The sequence below is a fragment of the Aureibaculum flavum genome, assembly GCF_016406085.1.
GTDB classification, from domain to species: Bacteria; Bacteroidota; Bacteroidia; order Flavobacteriales; family Flavobacteriaceae; genus Aureibaculum; species Aureibaculum flavum.
Genome location: NZ_JAEHFJ010000007.1, coordinates 126,786 through 150,378 on the forward strand (window position 1 = coordinate 126,786; position 23,593 = coordinate 150,378).

26 protein-coding genes and 1 other RNA gene are annotated in these 23,593 nt (G+C 32.0%); 11 read left to right on the plus strand and 16 right to left on the minus strand.

The genetic code is table 11. The features are described from left to right. Positions 1-154: 154 nt before the first annotated feature. Positions 155-1,774 carry an ABC-F family ATP-binding cassette domain-containing protein gene (locus tag JBL43_RS14520; RefSeq protein WP_198842128.1) on the plus strand — a complete coding sequence of 540 codons (1,620 nt, stop codon included), beginning with the start codon at positions 155-157 and terminating at the stop codon, positions 1,772-1,774. Positions 1,775-1,909: 135 nt separating this feature from the next. Here JBL43_RS14520 and JBL43_RS14525 read toward each other — a convergent pair whose 3' ends face one another. The 6 genes from JBL43_RS14525 to JBL43_RS14550 form a co-directional block, all read right to left on the minus strand. After that, entirely contained in the window at positions 1,910-2,257 is a 348-nt protein-coding gene (locus JBL43_RS14525; protein WP_198842129.1) for a DUF6515 family protein, read from the minus strand. A 66-nt stretch (positions 2,258-2,323) separates the two neighbouring features. Then, positions 2,324-2,782 (minus strand): sensor of ECF-type sigma factor, encoded by a 459-nt coding sequence (locus JBL43_RS14530; RefSeq protein WP_198842130.1) that lies wholly within the window; start codon positions 2,780-2,782, stop codon positions 2,324-2,326. Further along, positions 2,782-3,372: a hypothetical protein gene (locus JBL43_RS14535; protein ID WP_198842131.1), complete on the minus strand. Its 591-nt coding sequence runs from the start codon at positions 3,370-3,372 to the stop codon at positions 2,782-2,784. Before JBL43_RS14535 ends, JBL43_RS14530 begins: the two co-directional genes overlap by 1 nt. A 40-nt stretch (positions 3,373-3,412) precedes the next feature. Next, on the minus strand, positions 3,413-3,952 hold the full coding sequence (locus JBL43_RS14540) for an RNA polymerase sigma factor (protein ID WP_233098793.1): 540 nt from the start codon (positions 3,950-3,952) through the stop codon (positions 3,413-3,415). Positions 3,953-4,106: 154 nt separating this feature from the next. After that, positions 4,107-6,566, minus strand: a complete 2,460-nt coding sequence (locus JBL43_RS14545; protein ID WP_233098794.1) for a TonB-dependent receptor — start codon at positions 6,564-6,566, stop codon at positions 4,107-4,109. Between the two features lie 90 nt (positions 6,567-6,656). Next, positions 6,657-8,345, minus strand: a complete 1,689-nt coding sequence (locus tag JBL43_RS14550; RefSeq protein ID WP_198842132.1) for a M23 family metallopeptidase — start codon at positions 8,343-8,345, stop codon at positions 6,657-6,659. Positions 8,346-8,519: 174 nt separating this feature from the next. On the opposite strand from JBL43_RS14550, the gene JBL43_RS14555 reads away from it, so the two are divergent. From JBL43_RS14555 to JBL43_RS14580, 6 genes are all read left to right on the plus strand, one after another. After that, entirely contained in the window at positions 8,520-8,810 is a 291-nt protein-coding gene (locus JBL43_RS14555; RefSeq protein WP_198842133.1) for a coiled-coil domain-containing protein, read from the plus strand. 5 nt (positions 8,811-8,815) lie between these two features. Next, entirely contained in the window at positions 8,816-9,106 is a 291-nt protein-coding gene (locus tag JBL43_RS14560; RefSeq protein ID WP_117884986.1) for a cell division protein ZapA, read from the plus strand. Positions 9,107-9,162: 56 nt separating this feature from the next. Then, positions 9,163-9,290, plus strand: a non-coding RNA gene (ssrS, locus tag JBL43_RS14565) — 6S RNA. 92 nt (positions 9,291-9,382) lie between these two features. Continuing rightward, positions 9,383-10,951 carry a ribonuclease Y gene (rny, locus tag JBL43_RS14570; protein WP_198842134.1) on the plus strand — a complete coding sequence of 523 codons (1,569 nt, stop codon included), beginning with the start codon at positions 9,383-9,385 and terminating at the stop codon, positions 10,949-10,951. 2 nt (positions 10,952-10,953) lie between these two features. Continuing rightward, positions 10,954-11,757, plus strand: coding sequence for an aminotransferase class IV (locus JBL43_RS14575; protein ID WP_198842135.1), 804 nt, complete (start codon positions 10,954-10,956; stop codon positions 11,755-11,757). Between the two features lie 22 nt (positions 11,758-11,779). After that, entirely contained in the window at positions 11,780-12,229 is a 450-nt protein-coding gene (locus JBL43_RS14580; protein ID WP_198842136.1) for a GNAT family N-acetyltransferase, read from the plus strand. Between the two features lie 44 nt (positions 12,230-12,273). On the opposite strand, the gene xerD is transcribed toward JBL43_RS14580, so the two are convergent. Continuing rightward, the gene (gene xerD, locus JBL43_RS14585) at positions 12,274-13,170 is read right to left on the minus strand and encodes a site-specific tyrosine recombinase XerD (protein WP_198842137.1); all 897 of its coding nucleotides are present in this window, start codon (positions 13,168-13,170) and stop codon (positions 12,274-12,276) included. Between the two features lie 56 nt (positions 13,171-13,226). On the opposite strand from xerD, the gene aroQ reads away from it, so the two are divergent. After that, positions 13,227-13,643 carry a type II 3-dehydroquinate dehydratase gene (gene aroQ / locus JBL43_RS14590; protein ID WP_198842138.1) on the plus strand — a complete coding sequence of 139 codons (417 nt, stop codon included), beginning with the start codon at positions 13,227-13,229 and terminating at the stop codon, positions 13,641-13,643. Positions 13,644-13,747: 104 nt separating this feature from the next. Here the strand turns inward: aroQ and pncA are convergent, their stop codons facing one another. Both pncA and JBL43_RS14600 read right to left on the minus strand, forming a co-directional pair. Further along, positions 13,748-14,362 (minus strand): bifunctional nicotinamidase/pyrazinamidase, encoded by a 615-nt coding sequence (pncA, locus tag JBL43_RS14595; RefSeq protein ID WP_198842139.1) that lies wholly within the window; start codon positions 14,360-14,362, stop codon positions 13,748-13,750. Positions 14,363-14,375: 13 nt separating this feature from the next. Further along, complete coding sequence (locus JBL43_RS14600) at positions 14,376-15,779, minus strand: nicotinate phosphoribosyltransferase (RefSeq protein WP_198842140.1); 1,404 nt, start codon at positions 15,777-15,779, stop codon at positions 14,376-14,378. A gap of 237 nt (positions 15,780-16,016) precedes the next feature. Between JBL43_RS14600 and ffh the strand changes: the two genes are divergently transcribed. After that, a complete protein-coding gene (ffh, locus tag JBL43_RS14605; protein WP_198842141.1) occupies positions 16,017-17,345 on the plus strand; it encodes a signal recognition particle protein in 1,329 nt (442 codons plus the stop codon). A gap of 73 nt (positions 17,346-17,418) precedes the next feature. Beyond that, positions 17,419-18,294, plus strand: a complete 876-nt coding sequence (locus tag JBL43_RS14610) for a bifunctional 5,10-methylenetetrahydrofolate dehydrogenase/5,10-methenyltetrahydrofolate cyclohydrolase (protein WP_198842142.1) — start codon at positions 17,419-17,421, stop codon at positions 18,292-18,294. A 3-nt stretch (positions 18,295-18,297) separates the two neighbouring features. On the opposite strand, the gene JBL43_RS14615 is transcribed toward JBL43_RS14610, so the two are convergent. The 6 genes from JBL43_RS14615 to JBL43_RS14640 all read right to left on the minus strand — a co-directional run bounded on the left by JBL43_RS14615 (position 18,298) and on the right by JBL43_RS14640 (position 21,347). Then, entirely contained in the window at positions 18,298-18,756 is a 459-nt protein-coding gene (locus tag JBL43_RS14615; RefSeq protein WP_198842143.1) for a YybH family protein, read from the minus strand. Between the two features lie 189 nt (positions 18,757-18,945). After that, positions 18,946-19,368 carry a VOC family protein gene (locus tag JBL43_RS14620; RefSeq protein ID WP_198842144.1) on the minus strand — a complete coding sequence of 141 codons (423 nt, stop codon included), beginning with the start codon at positions 19,366-19,368 and terminating at the stop codon, positions 18,946-18,948. A 12-nt stretch (positions 19,369-19,380) separates the two neighbouring features. Further along, a complete protein-coding gene (locus JBL43_RS14625) occupies positions 19,381-19,743 on the minus strand; it encodes a cupin domain-containing protein (RefSeq protein ID WP_198842145.1) in 363 nt (120 codons plus the stop codon). A gap of 33 nt (positions 19,744-19,776) precedes the next feature. Beyond that, on the minus strand, positions 19,777-20,073 hold the full coding sequence (locus tag JBL43_RS14630) for a chaperone modulator CbpM (protein ID WP_198842146.1): 297 nt from the start codon (positions 20,071-20,073) through the stop codon (positions 19,777-19,779). A 2-nt stretch (positions 20,074-20,075) separates the two neighbouring features. Next, the gene (locus JBL43_RS14635) at positions 20,076-20,969 is read right to left on the minus strand and encodes a DnaJ C-terminal domain-containing protein (RefSeq protein ID WP_198842147.1); all 894 of its coding nucleotides are present in this window, start codon (positions 20,967-20,969) and stop codon (positions 20,076-20,078) included. A gap of 12 nt (positions 20,970-20,981) precedes the next feature. Continuing rightward, positions 20,982-21,347, minus strand: a complete 366-nt coding sequence (locus JBL43_RS14640) for an arsenate reductase family protein (RefSeq protein ID WP_198842148.1) — start codon at positions 21,345-21,347, stop codon at positions 20,982-20,984. Positions 21,348-21,466: 119 nt separating this feature from the next. On the opposite strand from JBL43_RS14640, the gene JBL43_RS14645 reads away from it, so the two are divergent. Then, positions 21,467-22,825, plus strand: coding sequence for an MBL fold metallo-hydrolase RNA specificity domain-containing protein (locus tag JBL43_RS14645; protein ID WP_198842149.1), 1,359 nt, complete (start codon positions 21,467-21,469; stop codon positions 22,823-22,825). Positions 22,826-22,841: 16 nt separating this feature from the next. Here the strand turns inward: JBL43_RS14645 and bla are convergent, their stop codons facing one another. Further along, entirely contained in the window at positions 22,842-23,579 is a 738-nt protein-coding gene (gene bla, locus JBL43_RS14650; RefSeq protein WP_233098795.1) for a subclass B1 metallo-beta-lactamase, read from the minus strand. Positions 23,580-23,593 lie beyond the last annotated feature (14 nt).

Here is a 23,593-nt window from a genome sequence, read left to right on the forward strand (position 1 = left end):
AAGAGTTTATTTGGCAATTCTAAATTGAAGTAAAGAATGATGTTTTAAATTTTTTTAAAAACTAAGAAAGAGTGCTGCGTTTTAAATTATATACAGTTCTTTTCGCTAATAGCTAGGCATTTCTTACTTTTGCACGGAATTTAAAAAAATTATAATGTTATCAGTTTCTAATTTATCAGTACAATTCGGAAAACGCATCTTATTTGATGAAGTAAATACCATATTTACACAAGGTAATTGCTATGGGATAATAGGTGCAAATGGAGCAGGGAAATCTACTTTTTTAAAGATTATTGCTGGTGATATCGATCCAACTTCAGGGCATGTTTCTTTAGAAAAAGGAAAACGAATGTCTGTGCTGTCACAAGATCATAATGCCTCAGATGAATATCCTGTTTTAGAAGCTGTAATTAGAGGTAACAAATCACTTTTTAAAATTAAGTCAGAAATTGATGCTTTATATGCTGATTATACTGATGAAAATGCAGAGAAAATTGGAGAGTTGCAAGTGAAGTTTGAAGAAATGAACGGTTGGAATGCTGAGAGTAATGCAGCAGCAATGTTGTCTAATTTAGGTGTAAAAGAAGATCAGCACTTCACCTTGATGAAAGATTTAGATGGTAAGGCGAAAGTACGTGTATTATTGGCACAAGCTTTATTTGGAAATCCAGATGTCTTAATAATGGATGAGCCTACCAATGATTTGGATTATGAAACCATTAAGTGGTTAGAAAACTTTTTGGCCAATTATGAAAATACAGTTATTGTAGTTTCACATGATAGGCACTTTTTAGATGCGGTATGTACTCATATTTCTGATATTGATTTTGGTAAAATCAACAACTATTCTGGTAATTATTCTTTTTGGTACGAATCTAGTCAACTGGCAGCTCGTCAAAGATCTCAGCAAAATAAAAAAGCAGAAGAAAAGAAAAAAGAATTAGAAGAATTTATACGTAGATTTTCTGCGAATGTTGCTAAATCTAAGCAAGCAACTAGTAGAAAAAAGATGATTGAGAAATTAAATATTTCTGATATAAAGCCATCGAGTAGGAGGTATCCAGCCATAATATTTGACCGTGACCGTGAAGCAGGTGATCAGATATTAAATATTGAAGGTTTACAAAAATCTATTGATGGTGAATTGTTATTTGATAATATTAATCTCAATTTAACCAAAGGAGATAAGGTGGTCATCTTTTCAAAAGATTCAAGAGCAGTTACTGCATTTTTCGAAATTATCAATGGAAATATGAAGCAAGATGCAGGAAAGTTTGCTTGGGGGGTTACCACAACACAGGCCTATTTACCTTTAGAGAATGCACACTTTTTTGATAATGAATTAAGTCTAGTAGACTGGTTAAGACAATGGGCTACAACAGAAGAAGAAAGAGAAGAAGTTTATATCCGTGGGTTTTTAGGAAAAATGATTTTTAGTGGAGAGGAAGCTTTAAAACAATGTAATGTATTGTCGGGTGGTGAAAAAGTACGTTGTATGTTATCAAGAATGATGATGCTGAGAGCAAATGTATTGATGTTAGATGAACCGACAAACCACTTGGACTTAGAATCTATACAAGCTTTTAATAATTCACTTACGAACTTTAAGGGTACTGTTTTATTTGCAACGCACGATCATGAATTTGCACAAACTGTTGCCAATCGTGTTATTGAATTAACGCCGCAAGGAGCTATAGACAGATATACTACGTTTGATGATTATTTCGAAAACGATAAGATAAAAGAACAACGAGAAAAAATGTATCAGGTTTAAAAATAAAAGACGCGATATTTCGCGTCTTTTATTTTAACTATTGTTAATTGCAGCCTCAAATTTATGAGGTTAGATTTATTTTTGTAAATTTTAAAGATTTTCAGACTACTTATAGATTGAATATTGCCAATTTACTTATGGTCTCGCAACTTCGTAACCACCACCTTTTGACTTTTTATAAAAAACGCCATTTAATTTGTAATACTTTACACCTGCCATTACTACATTCTCACCGCCTTTAGGTAAATTTTTAAGTTTAGCACCTTTTGGAGCTGTTCTTAATACAAATCTCTTTTTTATTTTTGCATACCAAACACCATCAATAATATAGTAATCAATGTTTTTATAGACAATTTTTTCAGGTTGTTTGTCTGAACTGTTTATTGTTTCCTTATTAGTAGTAGCTGCATCAGATTGGGCGTTCATACTATTGAATGATAACATAGCAATACCCAAAATGGCAATAATTCTTAATTTTTTCATCTTTTTCTTTCCTTTTTTCCGGTGCAAATTTAAAAAATAACATTGTACTGCCAAATTCTCAGAGTATTAGTTTTTATTCATATTACCACCTCTATTTCTATATCGTTTTAATAATTCCTTATTAAAGTTTTGTTCTGCACTTAATAACTTTATAATTTTCTTAGAAGATATTACACCCGTTAGATCTTTTTTTAATTTTTGTTTCGCTTTGGCAACATTACCATCAATTTCCACAAATTCTTCTAAAATAGTATCAGCCTCTGAGTCACTCAATTGATCGACTCCACCGGCCGTTCTAATTTGTTTAAATATTTGGCCTGTTTTAACGTTTTTAATTTTTTGATACTCACTTGAGTAGGCGTTGTAAATGGGCCAAAACTTTTCTGCTTCATCAACAGTTAATTCCAATGCCTCCGTAATAAAAGCAGTTTTATAGGCCTTTATTTTTTCGTTATTATTACGCTGAGCTACTCCAGTAAAAACTGTAAATAACAATATTCCAAATATGATTTTTTTTAAATTCATCAGTTTTCTAGTATTAAGTTCTCAATATCCGTGCCATTTAAAAATTCTATAATTTCGTCATCTTCGAAAATAGGTTGGCTTTCCAATTCAATATCTTCAAATACATCCGTTATTTCGTAAGTGTCAAAGGCAATTAAATCTTCATCAATCCATTGTTCTATTTCGGCAGAAGCCAATTGATCTAAACTAGTATCCGTGGTGCTGTTGTTATAATTTATAAAAATAAATATTAATAATGACGCTGCCGCCGCAAGAGGAATTAACCTTTTTAAGAATATAGTTTTGAAGTCAATAACTTTGGACTTACTTTTTTTACTTTTAATCTTTTCTAAGACATGGTCTTCAATTGAATCTAAATAGTTTTTAGGAATTTTGTATCCTGATTCTTTTTTCTCATTATCCAATTGTAGTTTTTGTAATACATTTTCTTCAATAGAGTTAAAATAATCATCAGGATTTTCAAATCCCTCTTTTTTAGGAAATGTTTCACTAGTCATTTTAGCAAAAACAGCATCTTCAACCATATCAAAATACGCTTGTGGAGTTTTATATCCTGATTTTTTAATATGTTCTAGTTTCTTTTTTGACATCTTATCTTTTAGACTGTAATTTTTTGTAATGGTTTAATACTTATTTTGTTATATATTTTTCAATCTTTTTTACTGCGTGATGGTATGAGGCTTTTAATGCTCCAACAGAGGTTTCTAAAACATCAGAAATATCCTGATATTTCATATTGTCAAAATACTTCATGTTAAACACCAATTGCTGTTTTTGCGGTAATGTAGCAACTGCTTTTTGTAATTTTAATTGAATTTCATCACCATCAAAATAAACATCTGATTCTAAGTTCTGTATCATCTCACCTTGCAATTCATTGACATCAACTTGCCTCATTTTGGCTCTCTTATTGATAAATGTAATGGACTCATTGGTCGCAATTCTATACATCCATGAGTAAATTTTACTATCCGCATTAAATTTGTCAATATTTTTATAAACTTTAATAAATGTATTCTGTAAAACATCATCAGCATCATCATGTGAAATTACTATTTTACGGATATGCCAATACAAACGTTCTTTATATAAAGCCATCAATGCTCTAAACGCTTTTTCTTGCGTTAATGGATTTTTTAATTCAGATATGAGATCGCGTTCTACTATCAATAAAGTACTTTTTATTCTTAGACTATAAAGATAGTGAAAGGTTTAAATTAGTTGGATTGTTTTTAGTATTTATGTGGAGTAGGTTTCACAGAAAGTCCTCAAAGAGTTTTGCAATCATTTATTCTTTTAAACCACGAATTTCAATATGATAAACTTACAATCCTATCTTCAACTTTAGATTCAATACTCTTCCCGATAAGTAATTAGGAATTCCGATAGAGCGTGAGGAAGAAATATCTCTTACCCAAGTATTGGTAATTGAATTTTGAACATCAAACATATTAAAGAGTTCAATACCCAAAGAGAATTCTTTAAAATTTTCTAGCCATTTGATGTTGGTGGTATTTTCTGCATCTTTAAAAACATAAGACATGCCGATGTCTGATCTGAAATAATCTTTCAATCTGCTTTGAAAAATATAAGGATCAGCATACGATGGAGAACCTCCTGGAAGTCCCGTGTTATATACCATATTCAGATACATTTTTAAATTTGGATAATTGGGAACGTAATCTTGAAACAATACCGCAAATTTTAAACGTTGATCAGTAGGTCTCGCAATATAACCTTGGTTATCGATATTCTCTTCCGTTTTTAGATACCCAAAACTAAAGTAAGATTCTGTACCTTCTACGAACTCTCCATTGATACGAGCATCAAATCCAACAGCATAAGCTTTGGCATTATTTATAGCTCTATAACGTATTTGTACATTGTCAACGGTAAATGGATTTACATCTGTTAAAGATTTAAAATAGGCTTCGGTAACCAATTTAAAAGGTCTATTCCATAATTTAAAACTGTAATCATTACCCAATACAAAATGAATAGAGCGTTGGGCTTTTACTTCTGGATGCACCATACCTGAAGAATCTCTTAATTCTCTATAGAATGGAGGTTGGTAATAATAACCACCGGAAACTCTGAAAAGCATGTCTTTTTTCCAATCTGGTTTTATTGCAAATTGTGCTCGAGGACTTATCACCGTATGTCCTTTTTCTTCAGTGCCTTCGGCTTTAATTTTCCAGTTTTGAGCTCTAACCCCTAAGTTAAACCACAACTGAGTGTCATTTAGATATGTAGATTTACTCCATTGTCCAAACCCCGAAATTCTGTTGATTTGAACATTGTTTGTAGCTCTTACGCTGGTAAATGGTACAATTGGTCCGGTATAAGAATTATAAGGTTCGTCATTACTTGGTAGCAAGTTAGGAGGTCTTAAGGAGAATCCAGCAGAGTCAATCACTTCCCATTCAACGATACGGTCTTTTATGTCTTCTAATTGGTATTTGGCTCCAAATTCAAAAAGGTGTTTGTCTTTTTTTAGCGTTGCTTTTACTTGAATGTTTGTAATTAAAGCATCTAAATCATTACGAGCATGGTCTAATTGAGAACCAATGGCTTGCGAAAATTCTACATCTCCAAAGCTATCACTACCAAAATCAGCATTTACAGTGCCAATACCATAAAAAGCTAAAATATCGTAATGTTCTTCTTCTTGCGTATTATAAGCAGATGATGTTAATTCTAATTTAAGATTGTCATTTACTAAATAAGTACCTTTTAAAGCACCAAAAAGCGTTAAGTATTGATCTGTTTCTTTACCTCTGTAATTTACAATAAGGGCTTTGGGATCACTAATAGTTCCAAATTTCGTTTCTCTACTCACAGGTGTGTATTTGTAATTGTTAAGAGAGAAATTACCTAAAAAATCTAAACTAAACTTATTGTTAAATTGATACGAAACGTAGGTCTGAACATCCGTAAAACTAGGTTTAAAATTAGTTTCTATATCTTTTTGATTGACAAAAAGGCTATTATTTCTATATCTAGCTCCCAGTATGGCAGAAAGCTTTTTGTCTTTAGAGATTCCTTCTGCAGTTAAACTTCCTCCTAAAAGACTTGCTTCTAATCCAATGCCAAAAGATTTTGGTTTCTTATAGGTAATATCTAAAACCGAAGATAATTTATCGCCATATTTTGCTTGAAACCCACCTGCAGAAAATTTGACATTTTGTGTTAAATTAGGGTTTACAAAACTTAAACCTTCTTGCTGACCAGAACGGACTAAGAAGGGTCTGTAAACTTCAATACCATTAACATAAACTAAATTTTCATCATAATTACCTCCTCTTACATTGTACTGTGTACTCAGTTCGTTATTACCACTTACACCTAGTCCAATATTTTTTAAAGTACCTTCAATTCCAGCATTAGCACTCGGTAATTTTTTTATCGTTTCAATAGGAACTTTATCAATGCCTTGAGCATCATCTTTTTTATCCTTAACAACAACCGTTTCTATTTCTTCAATTTTGATTTTAAGTTTAGGTGAAAAAAATAAATTTCTATTTTTTGGAATTTTCACTTTTTTATTGAGAGTGGTGTATGCAATATGACTAAAGATAACTGTAACCTCTGTATTTGCAGGAAGTGAAAGTGTATACCTTCCGTTACTATCGGTAGTAGTTCCCTTTTGGTTATAGGTAACAGAAACATCTTCAATAGGTTTGCCTTCTTCATTTTTTACAGTACCTTTTATAGTTGCTGTCTGTGCTATAGCAATACTGGTAAAAAAGAAAAATACGACTAAAAAAGAAATTGATGCTTTCAACAATGATTGTCTTTAGTGAAATATGGTTTAATACTCCAAATCGGTTTGCTATGCCGAATTTATAAATTACAACGATGATATATAGCTACCCTACTTGGTATTAAACGATGCAATATACACATTAGTATTGTTTACATTATCAACAACCGTAAGTTTTAACTTGTGTTTTACACCTTCAATTTTACCATCATTAAAATCGTAAGTCAATAGGTTTTTCTTAGGCTCATATTCAAATAATACCCACTTACCATCAATCTCTCCTCTGTACGATTTTATTCCAGATAAATTATCAGTAATTTTTAATTTTAAATAACGGTATTTCGATAGCCACTGTTTATCCTTGAAATTAACGGGACTAATTTTTGGAGCTACAGAATCAATTGCCAATGTGTAATTTCCTAAGCTTCTACTTAACGTGTAAACTTTGTTGTCTTTTCTTTTTGTTGAGGCATAAGATCGTCTTCCTTTTTTATTTATGGATGCAATAATAACTTGCTTTTTGTCCTTGGCAGGATAGTCAGAAATATCAAAAGTTAAGGTAAAGTTACGATGCAATGGAACACCACCATTATGTAATTTTACAATGTTGTTAGCATAACTAAAATCGAAATAAATGTCCTCATAAAAACTGTTTTTAGGAAAAGCAACACTTATATTTTCTTTGTTAATTTTGTTGAACTCATTCGCTCTGAAAAAATGAGGCGTTTTTTCAGATTTCGTTTTTACGATGGTAGTTGTCTTTTTTCCTTTAATAGGAATAATTAGTTTGGTTGTGTTCCCCTTAAAATCTTTAGCCGTAATTTCTACGTTATAAGATGATCCATCCTCAATGGTTAAATAACCATTGTTAATTAATGATTTGTAAATACTTAGTTTGTTAGAAGGTTCTACAAAACACCTTTGAATTTTTTGTCTTTTTTTATAATATCGTTCATAATCTACTAAGGTGTTTATGTAACGGGTTTCCGCAAAACTGACAGTATTTACTTCATGCTCATAAACTTTTTTGCCATTAACGGTCATTTGTAAATTGAAAATACCATTGTTGTTTAAGGCTCCATCTAATTTATCAACGGCATTAATACCAATACCAATTTTTCCATAAGCAGTTATGGGATTGGCAACTAAGTTTCCATTCTTATTTTTGATAATTAATTCTTTAACGGCATTCGTTCCGTCAACATTTGTAGAATCACCAAAAGAATAAACCACTCCGGCTCTTATCAAAGGGTTTTGATGATCGGGAATGTCGATACCAAAAAACATTGGATTTATGGGATTTGATTTTCCGTCTCTAATTTCAAAATGTAGGTGTGGTCCACCAGAACTCCCTGAGTTACCACTATATGCAACTAGTTTTCCTTTCTCTACTTTTAAGGCATTGGCTTGAGGGAATAATTCTAATGTATACCTCTGTTTTTTATATTGTTGTTTTTTAACATATGCCTCAACTTCAGGAGCAAACTTTTTTAAATGTCCATAAACCGTTGTGTAACCGTTTGGGTGTGTAATATAAAGTGCCTTACCATAGCCCCAATGTGCAACATTTATTCGAGATACATAACCATCAGCCGCAGCCACAACATTTAATCCTTCACGTTGTTGTGTTTTTATATCCAATCCTCCATGGAAATGATTGGTACGTAATTCACCAAAAGTACCTGATAAAATTAGGGGCACTTCTAATGGTTTAATAAAGTAATCTTTCGGGTAATTGGCTTGTGAAAATCCTTGGAAAAAGACCAAGAAAAGCAAGGTAACTAAAATTGTTTTTCTCATGATAAGGGCAAAAATAATCAATCAAATTTGAATTAAAAAATATTATAAATGATGTTAATTAATTGCTTAACAATCAGAAATTTAGATTGAATAATTAATAATATTTTAAAAAACCTTGTTTAATTCTAAATAGAACACTAAATTTGTTGATAATGTTTAGAATCTCTGTATTTAATGAGTAATGTTTTAGAAATAGTTGATTCCCTGCAAAGTAAGCTTGAAAACTTACTTACCAAATATGAATTATTGAAGATTGAAAACCAACAGTTGTTGGAGAAAAGTGAAAACTTAGTTCAAGAAGTTCGAAAAGGGAAAGAATCTATAAACGCTATTGAAAGTAAATACGAATCATTAAAAGTTGCAAATGCGATGGTAGGCAGCAAAGAAGATAAACATTCAACTAAATTGAAAATAAATACATTAATACGCGAAATTGATAAGTGTATATTGCAGTTAAGTGAATAAACCCGATGGAAGATAAGTTAAAGATAAAAGTAACTATTGGAGATAGAGTTTATCCTTTGACTATAAACAGTGAAGGTGAAGAGGAAGGTGTAAGGAAAGCTGTCAAAAAAATAAACGACTTAATAAAACGCTTTGAAGAGAATTATGAAGTTAGAGATAAGCAAGACGTTTTAGCCATGTGTGCATTACAATTTGCCTCTTTACAGGAAGTGAAAAGTATTTATAATGATCAGGATGGTGAAGAAATAGAAAAAAAATTACTAGAAATGAGTGAAGTTTTAGATGCTCATTTATAATATACGTTCTTTAAAATATAACAATTACTGCCTACATTTAGTTATTTGTTCATTAAACTCAACATTATTTTTTTAAAAAGGGTGAGTCTAAGCTAGTAAAGCATGCCGCATGTGCCAAATTTATTTTGGATTTGGCGGATCCTTGATCAGCCAGTTAGCCCTAAACTTGTCTTACAAGGAGTTTAAAAAACCGTACTAGATGTAGGCTTTTTTTATGGACACCGTTCAAGTTGTTGAGCTGTGTTCTATTACACCAATTTACCTAAAACTAAAACAATGGATGGAATGATATTACCAATAATTATTGGTATTGTAGTAGGTTTGATTATCGGGTTTTTTATTGCAAAAGCTCTAGAGAAAAACAAAGCATCTGCTATACTGAAGGATGCAAAAAGCCAAGCCTCATCAATTATTAAAACAGCAAAAACCGATGCTGAAGTATTAAAAAAGGATAAAGTATTACAAGCTAAAGAGAAATTTATTGAACTCAAATCGGAACACGAAAAGGTGATTCTAAGTAGAGATAGAAAAGTTTCTGAAGCTGAAAAAAGAATACGAGAAAAGGAATCTAAAGTAGCTCAAGAACTTGATAAGAGCAGTAAGCTGAATAAGAAATTAGAAGAAAAAGCTGCCGATTACGATTTTAGAATTGATTTTTTAGAAAAGAAACAAACTGAGGCTGAAAAATTGCATAAAAAACATGTTGAACATCTTGAGGTAATTTCAGGACTTTCTGCTGAAGATGCGAAGAAGGAATTAGTTACTTCTTTAAGAGATGAAGCTAAATCAGATGCAATGAGCTACATTCAAGACACGCTTGAAGAAGCTAAATTGACCGCTCAACAGGAAGCTAAAAAGATTATTTTAAGTACGATACAGCGTATAGGTGTAGAGCAAACAGTAGAAAACTGTGTCTCTGTCTTTAACTTAGAATCTGATGATGTTAAAGGAAGAATCATTGGTAGGGAAGGAAGAAATATTAGAGCTATAGAATCTGCTACTGGTGTTGAAATTATTGTTGATGATACTCCAGAAGCAATTATTCTTTCATGTTTCGATCCAATACGTAGAGAGATTGCGAGATTGTCGCTTCACAAATTGGTAACAGATGGTAGAATTCATCCTGCTAGAATTGAAGAAATAGTCGCAAAAACTTCTAAAGAAATTAATCAAGAAATTATTGAAGTTGGTAAACGTACCGTAATCGACTTAGGAATTCATGGGTTACACCCTGAATTAATCAAAGTTGTTGGTAGAATGAAATACCGTTCTTCTTATGGACAAAATTTATTACAACACTCGAGAGAAGTTGCTAATTTATGTGCATTAATGGCTGCGGAATTAGGTTTAAATCCTAAAGTGGCCAAACGTGCAGGTTTATTGCATGATATTGGTAAAGTACCAGAAACGGAGAGTGAATTACCTCATGCTTTATTAGGTATGGAATGGGCTCAGAAATACGGTGAAAAACCTGATGTTTGTAATGCGATTGGTGCTCACCATGACGAGATAGAAATGAAATCGTTATATGCTCCAATTGTTCAAGTTTGTGATGCTATTTCAGGGGCTAGACCTGGTGCTAGACGTCAAGTGTTAGATTCTTATATTCAACGTTTAAAAGACCTTGAAAATGTAGCATTTGGTTTTGCAGGTGTACAAAAAGCCTACGCTATTCAAGCGGGTAGAGAATTACGTGTTATTGTTGAAAGTGAAAAAGTAGATGATATAAAAGCATCAGAATTATCATTTAATATTTCACAAAAAATTCAAAATGACATGACCTATCCTGGACAGGTTCGTGTTACTGTAATTAGAGAAACAAGAGCTGTAAATATTGCAAAATAATTGTGAAAGGATTTATAAATGATACCCTAATTGATTGTGATAATGCACAAATAAGTGCTTATGATTTAGGTTTAAATAGAGGATATGCCGTTTTCGATTTTTTTAGAATCGTAAACGGCAATTTTCGTTTTTTATCAGACCATTTAGATCGATTTGTCAATTCAATTTACTTAGCTAAAATTCCTAATCCCTATACTAAATCTCAACTACAGGATAAAGTATTAGAACTACAAATCATAAATAAAGTAGATAATGGTTATATTAGAATTACATTAACTGCAGGTACATCACTCAACTTTGGTTCATTAGCTGCATCTACCTTAATTGTTTTAACTGGTGTTTCAGGTGCGAATACAAAAACTGATTATACGGAAGGAGTAAAACTAATTTCTAAAACGCATCAAAGATCTTTTCCTAAAATAAAGAGTACCGATTATTTCTTTCCTCAAATGCTTCATCAAGAATTACAAGCCGCAAATGCCACAGATGTATTGTACGCAACTGATTTTATTACAGAAACTTCTCGTGCTAATATTTTTTGTGTAAAAGATGGAAAAGTCAGTACTCCTCAAAAGAATATTTTAGAAGGTATTACTCGAAAAAAAATAGTGACGATGGAACCATCCATAATCTTAGCTGATATAACTATTAAAGATTTATATACTTCTGATGAAGTATTTATTACAAGTTCAAGTAAAGAGTTGATGCCTGTTGTGCAGATTGATAATCAGATTATTGGAACAGGAAAAGTGGGGCAAGTTTATAGAGACTTACACACTCAGTTTTCTTCATTCTGTAAGGAATAATTATTACACTAAAATATCATAGGTGGTAAAGCTAATAAGAACAAATTCTGCAAATAAAGATTTTATTGCATTGGTTAAATTTCTCGATGCTGATTTAGCCATACGAGATGGTGAAGATCATGATTTTTACAATCAATTTAATAAATTGGATAGTATAAATCATGTGGTAGTGTTATACGAAAATGAAATTCCAATTGGCTGTGGTGCGGTTAAAGAGTTTGAATCAAGTACTATGGAAGTTAAACGCATGTTTACATTGCATGAGGCTAGAGGTAAAGGAGCGGCAAGTAAAGTGCTTAATGAATTAGAAAAATGGACAGCGGAATTGTTTTATACGCGACTTGTTTTAGAAACAGGATTACAACAACCAGAAGCCATTGCTTTGTATGAAAAATGTGGCTATAACAAAATATCCAATTACGGACAATATGCAGGTGTTGAGAATAGCGTTTGTTTTGAGAAAGTTATATAAAGTCAATTGTTTTAATCCGTTTAGTTACACCGCATATTGCCAACTTATTTCCTCGGATGATATTTTTCTACGACCTCCTTTAGAAAAGACTTATCTACATGCATGTAAATTTCTGTGGTAGTAATGCTTTCATGACCTAACATTTGCTGAATCGAGCGAAGGTCAGCCCCATTTTCTAACAAATGTGTAGCAAAAGAGTGTCTAAATGTATGTGGACTTACAGTTTTACCAAGTTCGGCTTTTAGAGCCAACTCTTTAATAATCATAAATACCATATTCCGTGAGAGTTGCTTTCCTCTTCTGTTTAAGAACAGCGTATCTTCAAACCCTTTTTTTACGTTGATATGAATCCTTATTTGTTTTATATAAATAGTAACAAACTTTTGAGTTTCGATATTTATAGGTACAAAACGCTCTTTATCTCCTTTACCAGTAACTTTTATAAAACCTTCAGCAAAAAATAAGTCTGATATTTGTAAAGTAATTAATTCCGTTACTCGCAAGCCACAGCTGTATAAAGTCTCTAACATAGCTCTGTTACGTTCACCTTCTGGTGTGCTAAGGTCAATTTGATTTATGATTAAGTCAATCTCTTCAATAGCTAGAGTATCTGGTAATTTTCTACCAATTTTAGGTGTTTCTAGAATTGCAGTGGGATTGTCTTTTCTATAATTTTCAAAAATTAAATAATCAAAAAAACTGCGTAGACCCGAAATTATTCGCGATTGACTTCTCGCATTTACTTCTTTAGAAATGTGATAAATAAATTGTTGAATGGTTTCATCGGTAATATTTTTAGGAGAAATTTTAATCTCATTTTCTTCTAAAAAAAGAATTAATTTTTCAACATCTCTCGTGTAACTTTGAACTGAATTAGCCGATAAGCCACGTTCAATTTTAAGATATAATTGATAATCATGTAAAGCGTTTTGCCAAGTCATGCTGAGATGGTAGTTTTTTTATATATTGCAATATTAAATTAAAAAAATCGAAACGAGTGAAAATAATCATTATCAACGGACCAAATTTAAACTTATTAGGTAAACGTGAGCCAACTATTTACGGTAATGCCTCGTTTGAGGAATATTTTAATAGTTTAAAAAAGCAATATCCCAACATTCAACTTGAATATTTTCAATCGAATATTGAAGGTGAACTTATTGATAAAATGCATGAAGTTGGTTTTGATTATCATGGTATCATCTTAAATGCGGCTGCTTATACACATACCTCTGTAGGTATTGGAGATGCTGTAAAAGCTATTGAAACCCCTGTGGTTGAAGTGCATATCTCTAATGTTTATGCTCGTGAAGAGTTTAGACAGCATTCTTATATTTCCCCTAATGCAGCTGGAGTTTTGGTAGGGTTTGGATTAAAAGGATATCAGTTAGCTTTAGAAAGTTTTATAAAATAGTGAGTTTTTCCGTTTGAGCAATTGTGTTATACAATTTAAAAACGTGAATTTGACAACGAGAGTTCTCTTGAGCTAATCCATTTTATTTAAAAAGTAATGAATAGTTATGTGTTGATAAGCTCGTTAATACCTATAAATTGCACTCCTTTTTTACGTAATTCAATTTGTTGCTGGTGATAAACATCTTTATCTAATGCTTGTACGGCTTCATTGATAACAATACACTTAAAACCTTCATTTAGAGCGTCAATTATAGAGAAATAGACACATATATCTGCAGCCAATCCACAAAAATAAATTTCACGAACTCCTTTATCTTTTAGATACCCAGTTAATCCGGTAGATTTTAATTGGGCGTTGTCATAAAAAGCACTATAACTATCAATTTCTACAGAAGTTCCTTTTCTGAAAATAGCTTCAATAGCTTGATCATTAAGTTTTGGATGCAAGGCAGCACCTAGTGTGTCTTGTATACAATGTGTAGGCCATAAGGTTTGTGATAGTCCATCAATGGTAATAACGTCAAACTCTTTTTTATCTGTGTGGTTAATAGCAAAGCTAATATGGTTTTTAGGATGCCAATCTTGCGTTGCTACAATCAAATCAAAATGCGATTGCACTTGATTGATGATAGGTATAATGGTGTGGCCGTCAGGCACAGGTAAATTACCATTAGGTATAAAATCTGGCTGAACATCTATTAATAGTAAAGCTTGCATATGTTTAAACAGGTTAAATTTTACGTGCTTTGATTAGTGCTTCTTGCTCTTTTTTGAGTACTGTACTTATTCCTATTTTGTATTGATGTGGATTGTAAAAACGTTTGTATTCTAGTGGTAGTTGAGCAAAACGCTCACGACTATATTCTGCAATTTCTGAAAGCGTACGGAGTTTAATTTTAATTTCTCCTTCGCCCATTACTTCTTTTAGTAACGGTTCTTGTTTTAAACTATCAATATCCATTTGCTTAAATGGGTCAAAAGGATGATGCATTGTTTTAACATGATTCTCGGTTTTTAAACTAATAACATCAGCCCCAATCCATGTACCCTCCTCAGATGTTACACGGTAAACTTGCTTGGCGTGTGGTAATGTGATTTTTTCTAGATTTTCTGAAATTTTAATTCTTGGTTTTCCATTAGAAAAGGCAAGTTTATACACACCATCTAGAGCTCCATTTGGTTTGCCAATTACCAAATTAGTACCTACGCCATAGATGTCAATGGGTGCATTTTGTTCTTGCAAACTTTTTATTACATATTCATCTAATTGATTTGATGCTGCTATTTTTACATAGTGTAGTCCGGCTGCATCTAGAAGTTTTCTGCTTTCTTTGGCAAAATAAGCTAAATCTCCACTATCCAAACGAATAGCAAATAATTTTTCACCACGTGCTTCCATTTCTTTGGCTACGATAATGGCATTGGGGATACCACTTTTTAAGGTGTTATAAGTGTCAACTAAAAGGACACATTTTTTTGGTAGTTGTATGGCAAAGTCTCTAAAAGATTCGAGCTCATTATCATAACTTTGCACAAAGGAATGAGCCATTGTTCCTGAAATAGGAATATTAAAATCTTCTCCAGCAATAACATTACTAGTGCCATCAAAACCACCAATAAAGGCAGCACGAGAAGCATAATAACCGCCTGGTCCTTGTGCTCGTCTAAGTCCAAAATCTAATAAAGAGCGATTACCAGCAATAAATCGCATACGACGAGCTTTGGTTGCTATTAAACTTTGAAAATTAAGTAAGTTTAGTACTATTGTTTCAATGAGTTGAGCTTCAATGAGAGTGCCTTCTACACGGAGCGTCGGCCGGTTTGGAAAAATTACATCACCTTCCATAACAGAAAATATTTTTCCATTAAAGCGGAATTTTTCTAAATAATCTAAAAAATCATCAGGAAAATTTTGAGTTTTTAAAAACGAGATATCTTCCTGGCTAAATTGTAAATTTTTCAGTTTTTGTAATAAATCTTCAAGACCAGCAAAAATAGTATAGCCTCCTTCAAAAGGGTTTTTTCTAAAGTAATAATCAAACACAGCTGTTTGCTCATGTTTATTATTTTTAAAATAGGCTTGTGCCATCCTGAGTTGGTACAAATCGGTATAAGTAGCAGAAATTTTGAACACGTCTTGTTTTTAAACAAAGATAAGTATTAGTCTTTAAGTATAATCTTAATTAATTATACTTTTTTATGAAAAATAGAATAAACTAAAGGGCTATGTGAGGTAATAAGTAGTTAAAAAGCCTTAAAAATAGTGACAAAATTTAAAAAAGAATGCTGTTTTTTTAAATCGAACACATTCGTTTATATTTTTAACTTCTAATCATTATCTTTGCACGATACAAAAAAATGCAGAACGCCAATGTTTTCAAATTTAAGTGATAAATTAGATAAAGCTATTCATGTCTTAAAAGGACATGGTCAAATAACAGAAATAAATGTTGCAGAAACATTAAAGGAAGTCCGTAGGGCTTTGTTAGATGCCGATGTTAATTATAAAATAGCTAAAGAATTTACCTCTCGTGTAAAAGAAAAAGCCCTAGGTCAAAACGTGTTAACCACGTTAAATCCAGGTCAGTTACTTGTAAAAATAGTTAAAGATGAGTTGACAGAACTCATGGGCGGTGAAACCGTTGGAATTAATTTAAAAGGTGCTCCTACTGTAATTTTAATGTCCGGTTTACAAGGGTCTGGTAAAACTACTTTTTCTGGTAAATTGGCTAATTATCTAAAGACCAAAAAATCAAAAGAAGTTTTATTAGTAGGTTGTGATGTTTACAGACCTGCGGCAATAAATCAATTAAAGGTTGTTGGCGAGCAGATTGGCGTTGAGGTTTATGCGGAAGAAGGTAACCAGAATCCTGTTGAGATTTCTGAAAATGCCATAAAGTATGCTAAAGCAAATAGCAAGAATGTTGTCATTATAGATACTGCTGGTCGTTTGGCTGTTGATGAAACGATGATGACCGAGATCTCAAATATTCATAAAGCTGTAAATCCACAAGAAACATTGTTTGTGGTAGATTCTATGACAGGGCAAGATGCTGTAAATACGGCAAAAGCCTTTAATGATGTCTTGAATTTTGAAGGAGTTATCTTAACGAAGTTAGATGGTGATACCAGAGGTGGTGCGGCTTTATCTATAAAATCTGTGGTTGATAAACCGATAAAGTTTATTGGTACAGGTGAAAAAATGGAAGCCATTGATGTTTTTCATCCAGATAGGATGGCAGAACGTATTTTGGGGATGGGTGATGTAGTTTCTTTGGTAGAAAGAGCTCAAGAGCAATATGACGAAGAAGAAGCTAGAAAAATACAGAAGAAAATAGCTAAAAACCAATTCGGATTTGATGATTTCTTAAAACAAATTCAACAAATCAAGAAAATGGGTAACATGAAAGATTTGGTGGGTATGATTCCGGGTGTTGGTAAGGCTATGAAGGATATAGATATCGATGATGATGCTTTTAAAGGAATTGAAGCTATTATACATTCAATGACACCTTTAGAAAGAAGTACACCAACGGCAATTAATGCAAGTAGAAAGAAACGGATTGCAAAAGGTTCAGGAACCTCTGTTCAAGAAGTGAATCAACTCATGAAGCAATTTGATCAAATGAGCAAAATGATGAAAATGATGCAAGGTGGTGGTGGCAAAAAAATGATGCAAATGATGAAGGGGATGAAATAAAACGAGAGTTGAGACTTGAGTAATGTGACTTGAGACTCAACTAAAAATAATATTAATATTTCATATTTTTATAATGATAATTCTTGACGGTAAAAAAACATCAGCGGATTTAAAATCTGAAATTGCTGAATCAGTAAAATTATTAAAATCACAAGGAAAAAAAACACCGCATCTTGCAGCCGTGTTAGTGGGTACTGACGGAGCAAGTATGACTTATGTTGGAGCAAAAGTTAAAGCCTGTGAATTGGTAGGTTTTGAATCTACATTAATAGATTTGCCGGAAGAAACTACTGAAGAGAAATTATTACAAGAAATTGAAAGTCTCAATAATAATGATAGTATTGATGGTTTTATAGTTCAGTTACCCTTGCCAAAACATATTGATGAACAGAAAGTTTTGATGGCTGTAAACCCAGATAAAGATGTTGATGGGTTTCACCCAACTAATGTTGGGAAAATGACCTTAGATTTACCTTCTTTTTTACCTGCTACACCGTATGGAATTTTAGAGCTTCTTGAAAGATATGAAGTTGAAACATCTGGTAAACATGTTGTTGTTATTGGAAGAAGTCATATTGTTGGTAGACCAATGAGTATATTAATGAGTCAAAAACGTAAAGCAGGTAATGCTACTGTAACCGTTGCTCACAGTCGTACAAAAAATCTAAAGAAATTAACATTACAAGCTGATATTATTGTTGCCGCTTTAGGAATTGCAGAATTTCTTACTGGTGATATGGTAAAGGAAGATGTGGTTGTTATTGATGTTGGTATTACCAGAGTTGATGATGCTACAAAAAAAAGAGGTTATAAATTAGCCGGAGATGTGCATTTTGAAAGTGTAAGTAAAAAGGCAAGTTATATCACTCCAGTTCCTGGTGGTGTTGGGCCAATGACTATTGCAATGCTTTTGAAAAACACACTGTTAGCTTGCGAAAATAAGGAGTAAAGTTTATTCGATTGAATTCCAGATATCTAGATATATTTTCCAGTCTTCATTTACTTTTTTCCAAACAATAACATATTTGCCTTTAAAAGCGGAAGTAGTATTGTTTTTGTTGTTTTTGGAAGTTCCTTCAAAGTATCCATAATCATATGCATAATTGTCAATTACGTTAATTTCTTTTGGAGTAACTTTATGTGATTCTATTTTTATGTGTTTGGGTATAGTCCACCGTTTTTTAATGGCGTCATATCCCTCAATTATATCAGAATTCTCAGGGAAAATTTTGCCATCTTCACTATAAAAAGAAGTTAATTTTTCAACATTACCATCGATATAAGCTTTCGAAAATTCTTTGGTGTTTTTCAAAATCATGCTAACATCCTCACCCTTACCGACATACTCTTGAGCGTTAACAGAAATGGTTAATAGTAAAAACAGTAAAAAAGCATTAACTTTAGATGACATAGTGACTTTAAATTAACTGAGTATTGAAAGAAGCGTAATAAGAACCGCAACAATAACTTTAACAAGAATCATGGTATATGAATTTTCATCAAAATTACAAATTCTGTTATGGTTACCGTATCATTATTAAAATAATTAGTAAACATTTAACCTTTATTTTAACAGAATTTTTATCAAAATAGTTTTAAGCTATTTGGCGAAAAGCTGATTCACATCTTTAAAAGCTTTAAATTCTAATGCATTTCCTGCTGGGTCTAAAAAAAACATAGTGGCTTGCTCTCCTATTTCACCTTCAAAACGGATGTAGGGCTCAATTATAAATTCCACATTTTTAGACTTTAATTTACTCGCAAAATCTTGAAAAGTATCCCACTCTAATACGACACCGTAATGTGGCACAGGTACACTTTTTCCATCAACAGCGTTTGTATGAGCTGTTTCTTCAGATTTTGGCTTGAAATGGATCACTAATTGATGTCCAAAAAAATTAAAATCGACCCAATGATCACTACTTCTACCTTCTTCACATTCTAAAACAGTATTGTAAAATTTTCTGCACTCGGCTAGGTTATGAACGGGAATTGCAATGTGGAATGGCTGTACTTTTGTCATCGTTTTTGTTTTTTAAGATTCTCTATTTACTGCATCAATTGAAAAAGCGGGCAGGCAAATTGCGAGATATTCACATGCTTCACTAAACGGATTTGAATACTGAACTCTTGCATTCTTTTTTATTTTAATGGATTGTCCCGTTTCTAAAACTATTTTTTCACCTTCAATAATAAATTGTTTTTTGCCTTTTATGATATACGTATATTCATCAAATTCAGGAGTCTGAAAAGGTTCAGACCAGCCTGGAGGAGCTATCATATGAGCAATGCTTACATCTGAATTACCATCGGTTGCTAAGCCAAAATGTTCTTCAATTACTTTTCCGTCATCAGTAGGCACAATAAATGGTGATTTCTGTATTTGAAAATGCTTCATTTTTTAATTATTTGTTTTCTGTAAAAATAAGAGTTATTCCTCTTCGTACAAATTTAACTTATTGTTTAATAATATAATTTCGGTTTGTAAATTTTCAACACGTTTTAAAAGTTTGTTTACAACATCTAATCCTTCCATATTAATATCTAAATCAAAATGTAAACGTATCAATTTTTCAATAGCACTGATATGATTTTTAGCTACACATTGAGTTTTTTCTATGTTAACGATTTCAACCAATTCATATTCGCTTAAGGTGTCTAAAAAAGATGTGGGTACATTATAATGAAGACAAAATTGCTGTATTGATATATAATTATCTGTGTCCATAATTACTGTAATTTTTTAAGTTCTTGAAATAATTCTTTCTCTTTAATGGAAAGATTTTTAGGCATCTCAATGGTATAGGTAATATACAGATTACCATATTCTCCTTCTTTTTTGTACTTAGGAAAACCTTTACCACTCAATTTAACTTTGGTGCCATTTTGTGTTTCTGGCTTCACTTGCAATTTTACCTTACCATCAAAGGTGTCTACGGTAATATCACCACCTAAAATAGCTGTATAAATATCAATAGAAGCATCGGTGTAAAGATGCTCATGATCTCGTTTAAACTTGGTGTTATTAATTATTGAAAAGGTAATGAACAAGTCGCCATTTGGACCACCATTAACACCTTTACTACCATGTCCTTTAATTTTAATTACCTGTCCATTTTCTATACCTGCTGGAATAGTAATTCTTATATTCTTACCGTTTACGGTTAATGTACGCTTGTGTGTTGTATAAACATCTATAAGATTCAGTTTTAATTCTGCATTAAAATCTTGTCCTCTAAACTTAACACCAGCACTACTTCGTTGACCGGAATTTCTACCGCCGAACATAGATTCAAAAAAATCTGAAAAATCATGCTCTGAAGAACTACCGGAGTAGGTACGTTGCCCTGAATTTCCTTGGTATTGATTTTGTTGTTTTGCCTTTTCAAACTGATCAGCATGCTGCCAGTCTTTACCATACTCATCGTATTTTTTTCTGTTTTCGGGATTACTTAAGACTTCATTGGCCTCGTTAATTTCTTTGAACTTTTTTTCAGATTCTTTATTATTTGGATTTAAATCTGGATGATATTTTCTGGCTAATTTTCTATAGGCTTTTTTAATGTCCTTTTCTGATGCCGATTTTGATATTTCTAATATTTTATAGTAATCTATAAATGCCATTTATTTAGATTTTTAAATTTTAATAATATCTGTGGGTGTCTCCACTAAAATAGTAATTTCTCCTCGCAAGGCAATTGGCTGTTTCATTATTTCAGGATTATTTTGTATCATCTTTATCCAATCATCAGTAGAGAAGTTGTGATGTTCAAAATGTTTAGCATAAGCGGGATGTTCTTGATTGATCAAATCTTTTACTTCCAAATTTAATTTATCAGCTAATTCAACAAGTTGTGTACCAGTTAATTTGGTTTTTAACATGTCTATTTCATGTATTGGCAATCCTTCTGATTTAGCATAAGCTAATGTTTGCTTTGCCCTTACTGAATTTGAATTATAATACAGTGTAATTTGTCTTTTTGGTGTCGCTATTTCTCCCATCTATTTATAATATATAACTATTGACTTATAAAAGTAGGAAAAAAGAGATAGAATAGTACTGATTAATATCATTTTAAATTTTAAACCTTAAGCTTAATATTACGTATAAATTAAAATATATGAAACTTACTTTTTTTGGAGGAGCGGGTACGGTAACAGGTTCTAAAATAGTATTAGAAGTTAATTATAAAAAAATATTAATTGATTGTGGCTTATTCCAAGGGCTTAAAGAATTACGCTTAAAAAATAGAGAACCACTCCCAATAAACCTAAGCGATTTAGATGTTGTGTTATTAACTCATGCTCATTTAGATCATTGTGGTTATTTACCTGTATTGGTGAAAAACGGTTATCAAGGTAAAATTTATTGTACCGAAGCGACTAGAGATTTAACAGAAATTATATTATTAGATAGTGGTAAAATTCAAAAGGAAGAGGCCGAAAGAGCTAATAAATATGGGTATACTAAGCATAAGCCCGCGGAGCCTTTATACGATGTAGATGATGCTAAAGATACCCTAGCTCATTTTAAAACTTTTGAAGAAAATGTATGGCATCCTATTGACAAAGAAATTAGATTTAAGTTTTTAAATAGTGGTCATATTTTGGGTAGTGTTTTTATTGTTTTAGATGTAAAAGGGAAAATATTTGTTTTTTCTGGAGATATTGGTAGAAAGGAACCTATACTTTTACATCCCTATACATACATTCAGAAAGCAGATTATTTGGTAATTGAATCTACTTACGGTAATAGAATTCACAAAAATGTTTCTATTGAAGATGAATTGTTAAGAATAATAAAACATACCTATACGAAAAGAGGTATATTAATAATTCCAACATTTTCAGTAGAAAGAGCTCAAGAAATTATTTATTTATTAAGTGTTTTAAAACGAAGAAATTTATTACCCAATGTTCCCATTTATTTAGATAGCCCAATGGGCGTAAATGCAACGAAGGTTTATTTTAAACATACAAAAAATCATACGTTAACCACGGCAGATATTAATAGTATGATAGCAACGGTAGAATTGATAAGTAATATTGATGCCTCAAAAGCGGTGGTAAATGATGATAACCCAAAGATAGTTTTAGCGGGTAGTGGAATGATTACAGGTGGACGCGTACTTCATTATTTGGATAAATATATTGGTGATAAAAAAAATAGTGTTTTAATTGTTGGTTTTCAGGCGGAAGGCACAAGAGGTAGGGCTTTATTGGAAGGAGATAGAGAAATTAAATTTTTTGGTAAATACCATAAAATTCAGGCAGAAGTCTTTAAGATTAATGCATTTTCTGGCCATGCAGATCAGAGTGAATTATTAGATTGGTTAACTCATTTTACCAGTCCACCAACGCTTACATTTATCAATCATGGAGAACCACATCAAAGTCAAGCATTAAGAACTAAAATAAAAACGGATTTAGGATGGAATTGTACTGTGGCCAAAATGAATAAAGAGTATTACTTAAGTTAAAAAGGGTACTTAACAGTTATTCTTTATTGAATAATTCTACTGTGTAAGATAATAATTCTGTGCCTCCAGCTTTACCATGCCCTGGAATGACATGTTCTATGGTTGGTAATTCCTTTATGATTTTTAAAACGGTAGTTGACCAATCTGCGGTATTAGCATCTTCCAAATTTCCTTTTTTTGCTCCAATTGATTTTATCAGACAACCTCCAAAAAGGACTTTTTCGCTGGGTATGTAGCTTACAATATTGTCTTTAGTATGTCCTTCTCCAAAATATGAATTTCTTATGATTTCACCTTTTAGAACTAGTTTTTTTTGAAGGTCTAAAGTGACTTGAGGTAATTCTGCACTTTTATCTTTTAGCAATGCTATGGTTTTTTCAGAGGCATATGATTCTATATTATTTTTGTGAAACTCATTTAATCCGCCAATGCAGTCGATATGAAAATGAGTTACCACCACACCTTTAATGTCGACCTTTTTATTATTCTGAAGCCAATCTATTAGTTCTTCTGAAGTGGTATTATCCGTAGGAGTATCAAAGACCATAGCTTCATCGTCTTTAATAAACAGCATACCATTACAGGCTACCTTTCCAAAATCTTGAGTTTGTAAATAAGAGATATGAATAAATATATTTTCTGTTACTTGTTGGATTACAAGGTTTTCAGATTTATATATTTCTTTTTCAGTTTGCGTTTGACATGAAACTAAAATTAAAAATAAAAGTAGACTTGTTAGCTGTTTAATTTTCATTTTGGTGTATTAAT

Coding starts and splice junctions, on each gene's coding strand:
- JBL43_RS14520 (WP_198842128.1), top strand. CDS start 155: ATGTTATCAGTTTCTAATTTATCAGTACAATTCGGAAAACGCATCTTA.
- JBL43_RS14525 (WP_198842129.1), bottom strand. CDS start 2,257: ATGAAAAAATTAAGAATTATTGCCATTTTGGGTATTGCTATGTTATCA.
- JBL43_RS14530 (WP_198842130.1), bottom strand. CDS start 2,782: ATGAATTTAAAAAAAATCATATTTGGAATATTGTTATTTACAGTTTTT.
- JBL43_RS14535 (WP_198842131.1), bottom strand. CDS start 3,372: ATGTCAAAAAAGAAACTAGAACATATTAAAAAATCAGGATATAAAACT.
- JBL43_RS14550 (WP_198842132.1), bottom strand. CDS start 8,345: ATGAGAAAAACAATTTTAGTTACCTTGCTTTTCTTGGTCTTTTTCCAA.
- JBL43_RS14555 (WP_198842133.1), top strand. CDS start 8,520: ATGAGTAATGTTTTAGAAATAGTTGATTCCCTGCAAAGTAAGCTTGAA.
- JBL43_RS14560 (WP_117884986.1), top strand. CDS start 8,816: ATGGAAGATAAGTTAAAGATAAAAGTAACTATTGGAGATAGAGTTTAT.
- rny (WP_198842134.1), top strand. CDS start 9,383: ATGGATGGAATGATATTACCAATAATTATTGGTATTGTAGTAGGTTTG.
- xerD (WP_198842137.1), bottom strand. CDS start 13,170: ATGACTTGGCAAAACGCTTTACATGATTATCAATTATATCTTAAAATT.
- pncA (WP_198842139.1), bottom strand. CDS start 14,362: ATGCAAGCTTTACTATTAATAGATGTTCAGCCAGATTTTATACCTAAT.
- ffh (WP_198842141.1), top strand. CDS start 16,017: ATGTTTTCAAATTTAAGTGATAAATTAGATAAAGCTATTCATGTCTTA.
- JBL43_RS14610 (WP_198842142.1), top strand. CDS start 17,419: ATGATAATTCTTGACGGTAAAAAAACATCAGCGGATTTAAAATCTGAA.
- JBL43_RS14615 (WP_198842143.1), bottom strand. CDS start 18,756: ATGTCATCTAAAGTTAATGCTTTTTTACTGTTTTTACTATTAACCATT.
- JBL43_RS14620 (WP_198842144.1), bottom strand. CDS start 19,368: ATGACAAAAGTACAGCCATTCCACATTGCAATTCCCGTTCATAACCTA.
- JBL43_RS14625 (WP_198842145.1), bottom strand. CDS start 19,743: ATGAAGCATTTTCAAATACAGAAATCACCATTTATTGTGCCTACTGAT.
- JBL43_RS14630 (WP_198842146.1), bottom strand. CDS start 20,073: ATGGACACAGATAATTATATATCAATACAGCAATTTTGTCTTCATTAT.
- JBL43_RS14635 (WP_198842147.1), bottom strand. CDS start 20,969: ATGGCATTTATAGATTACTATAAAATATTAGAAATATCAAAATCGGCA.
- JBL43_RS14640 (WP_198842148.1), bottom strand. CDS start 21,347: ATGGGAGAAATAGCGACACCAAAAAGACAAATTACACTGTATTATAAT.
- JBL43_RS14645 (WP_198842149.1), top strand. CDS start 21,467: ATGAAACTTACTTTTTTTGGAGGAGCGGGTACGGTAACAGGTTCTAAA.
- bla (WP_233098795.1), bottom strand. CDS start 23,579: ATGAAAATTAAACAGCTAACAAGTCTACTTTTATTTTTAATTTTAGTT.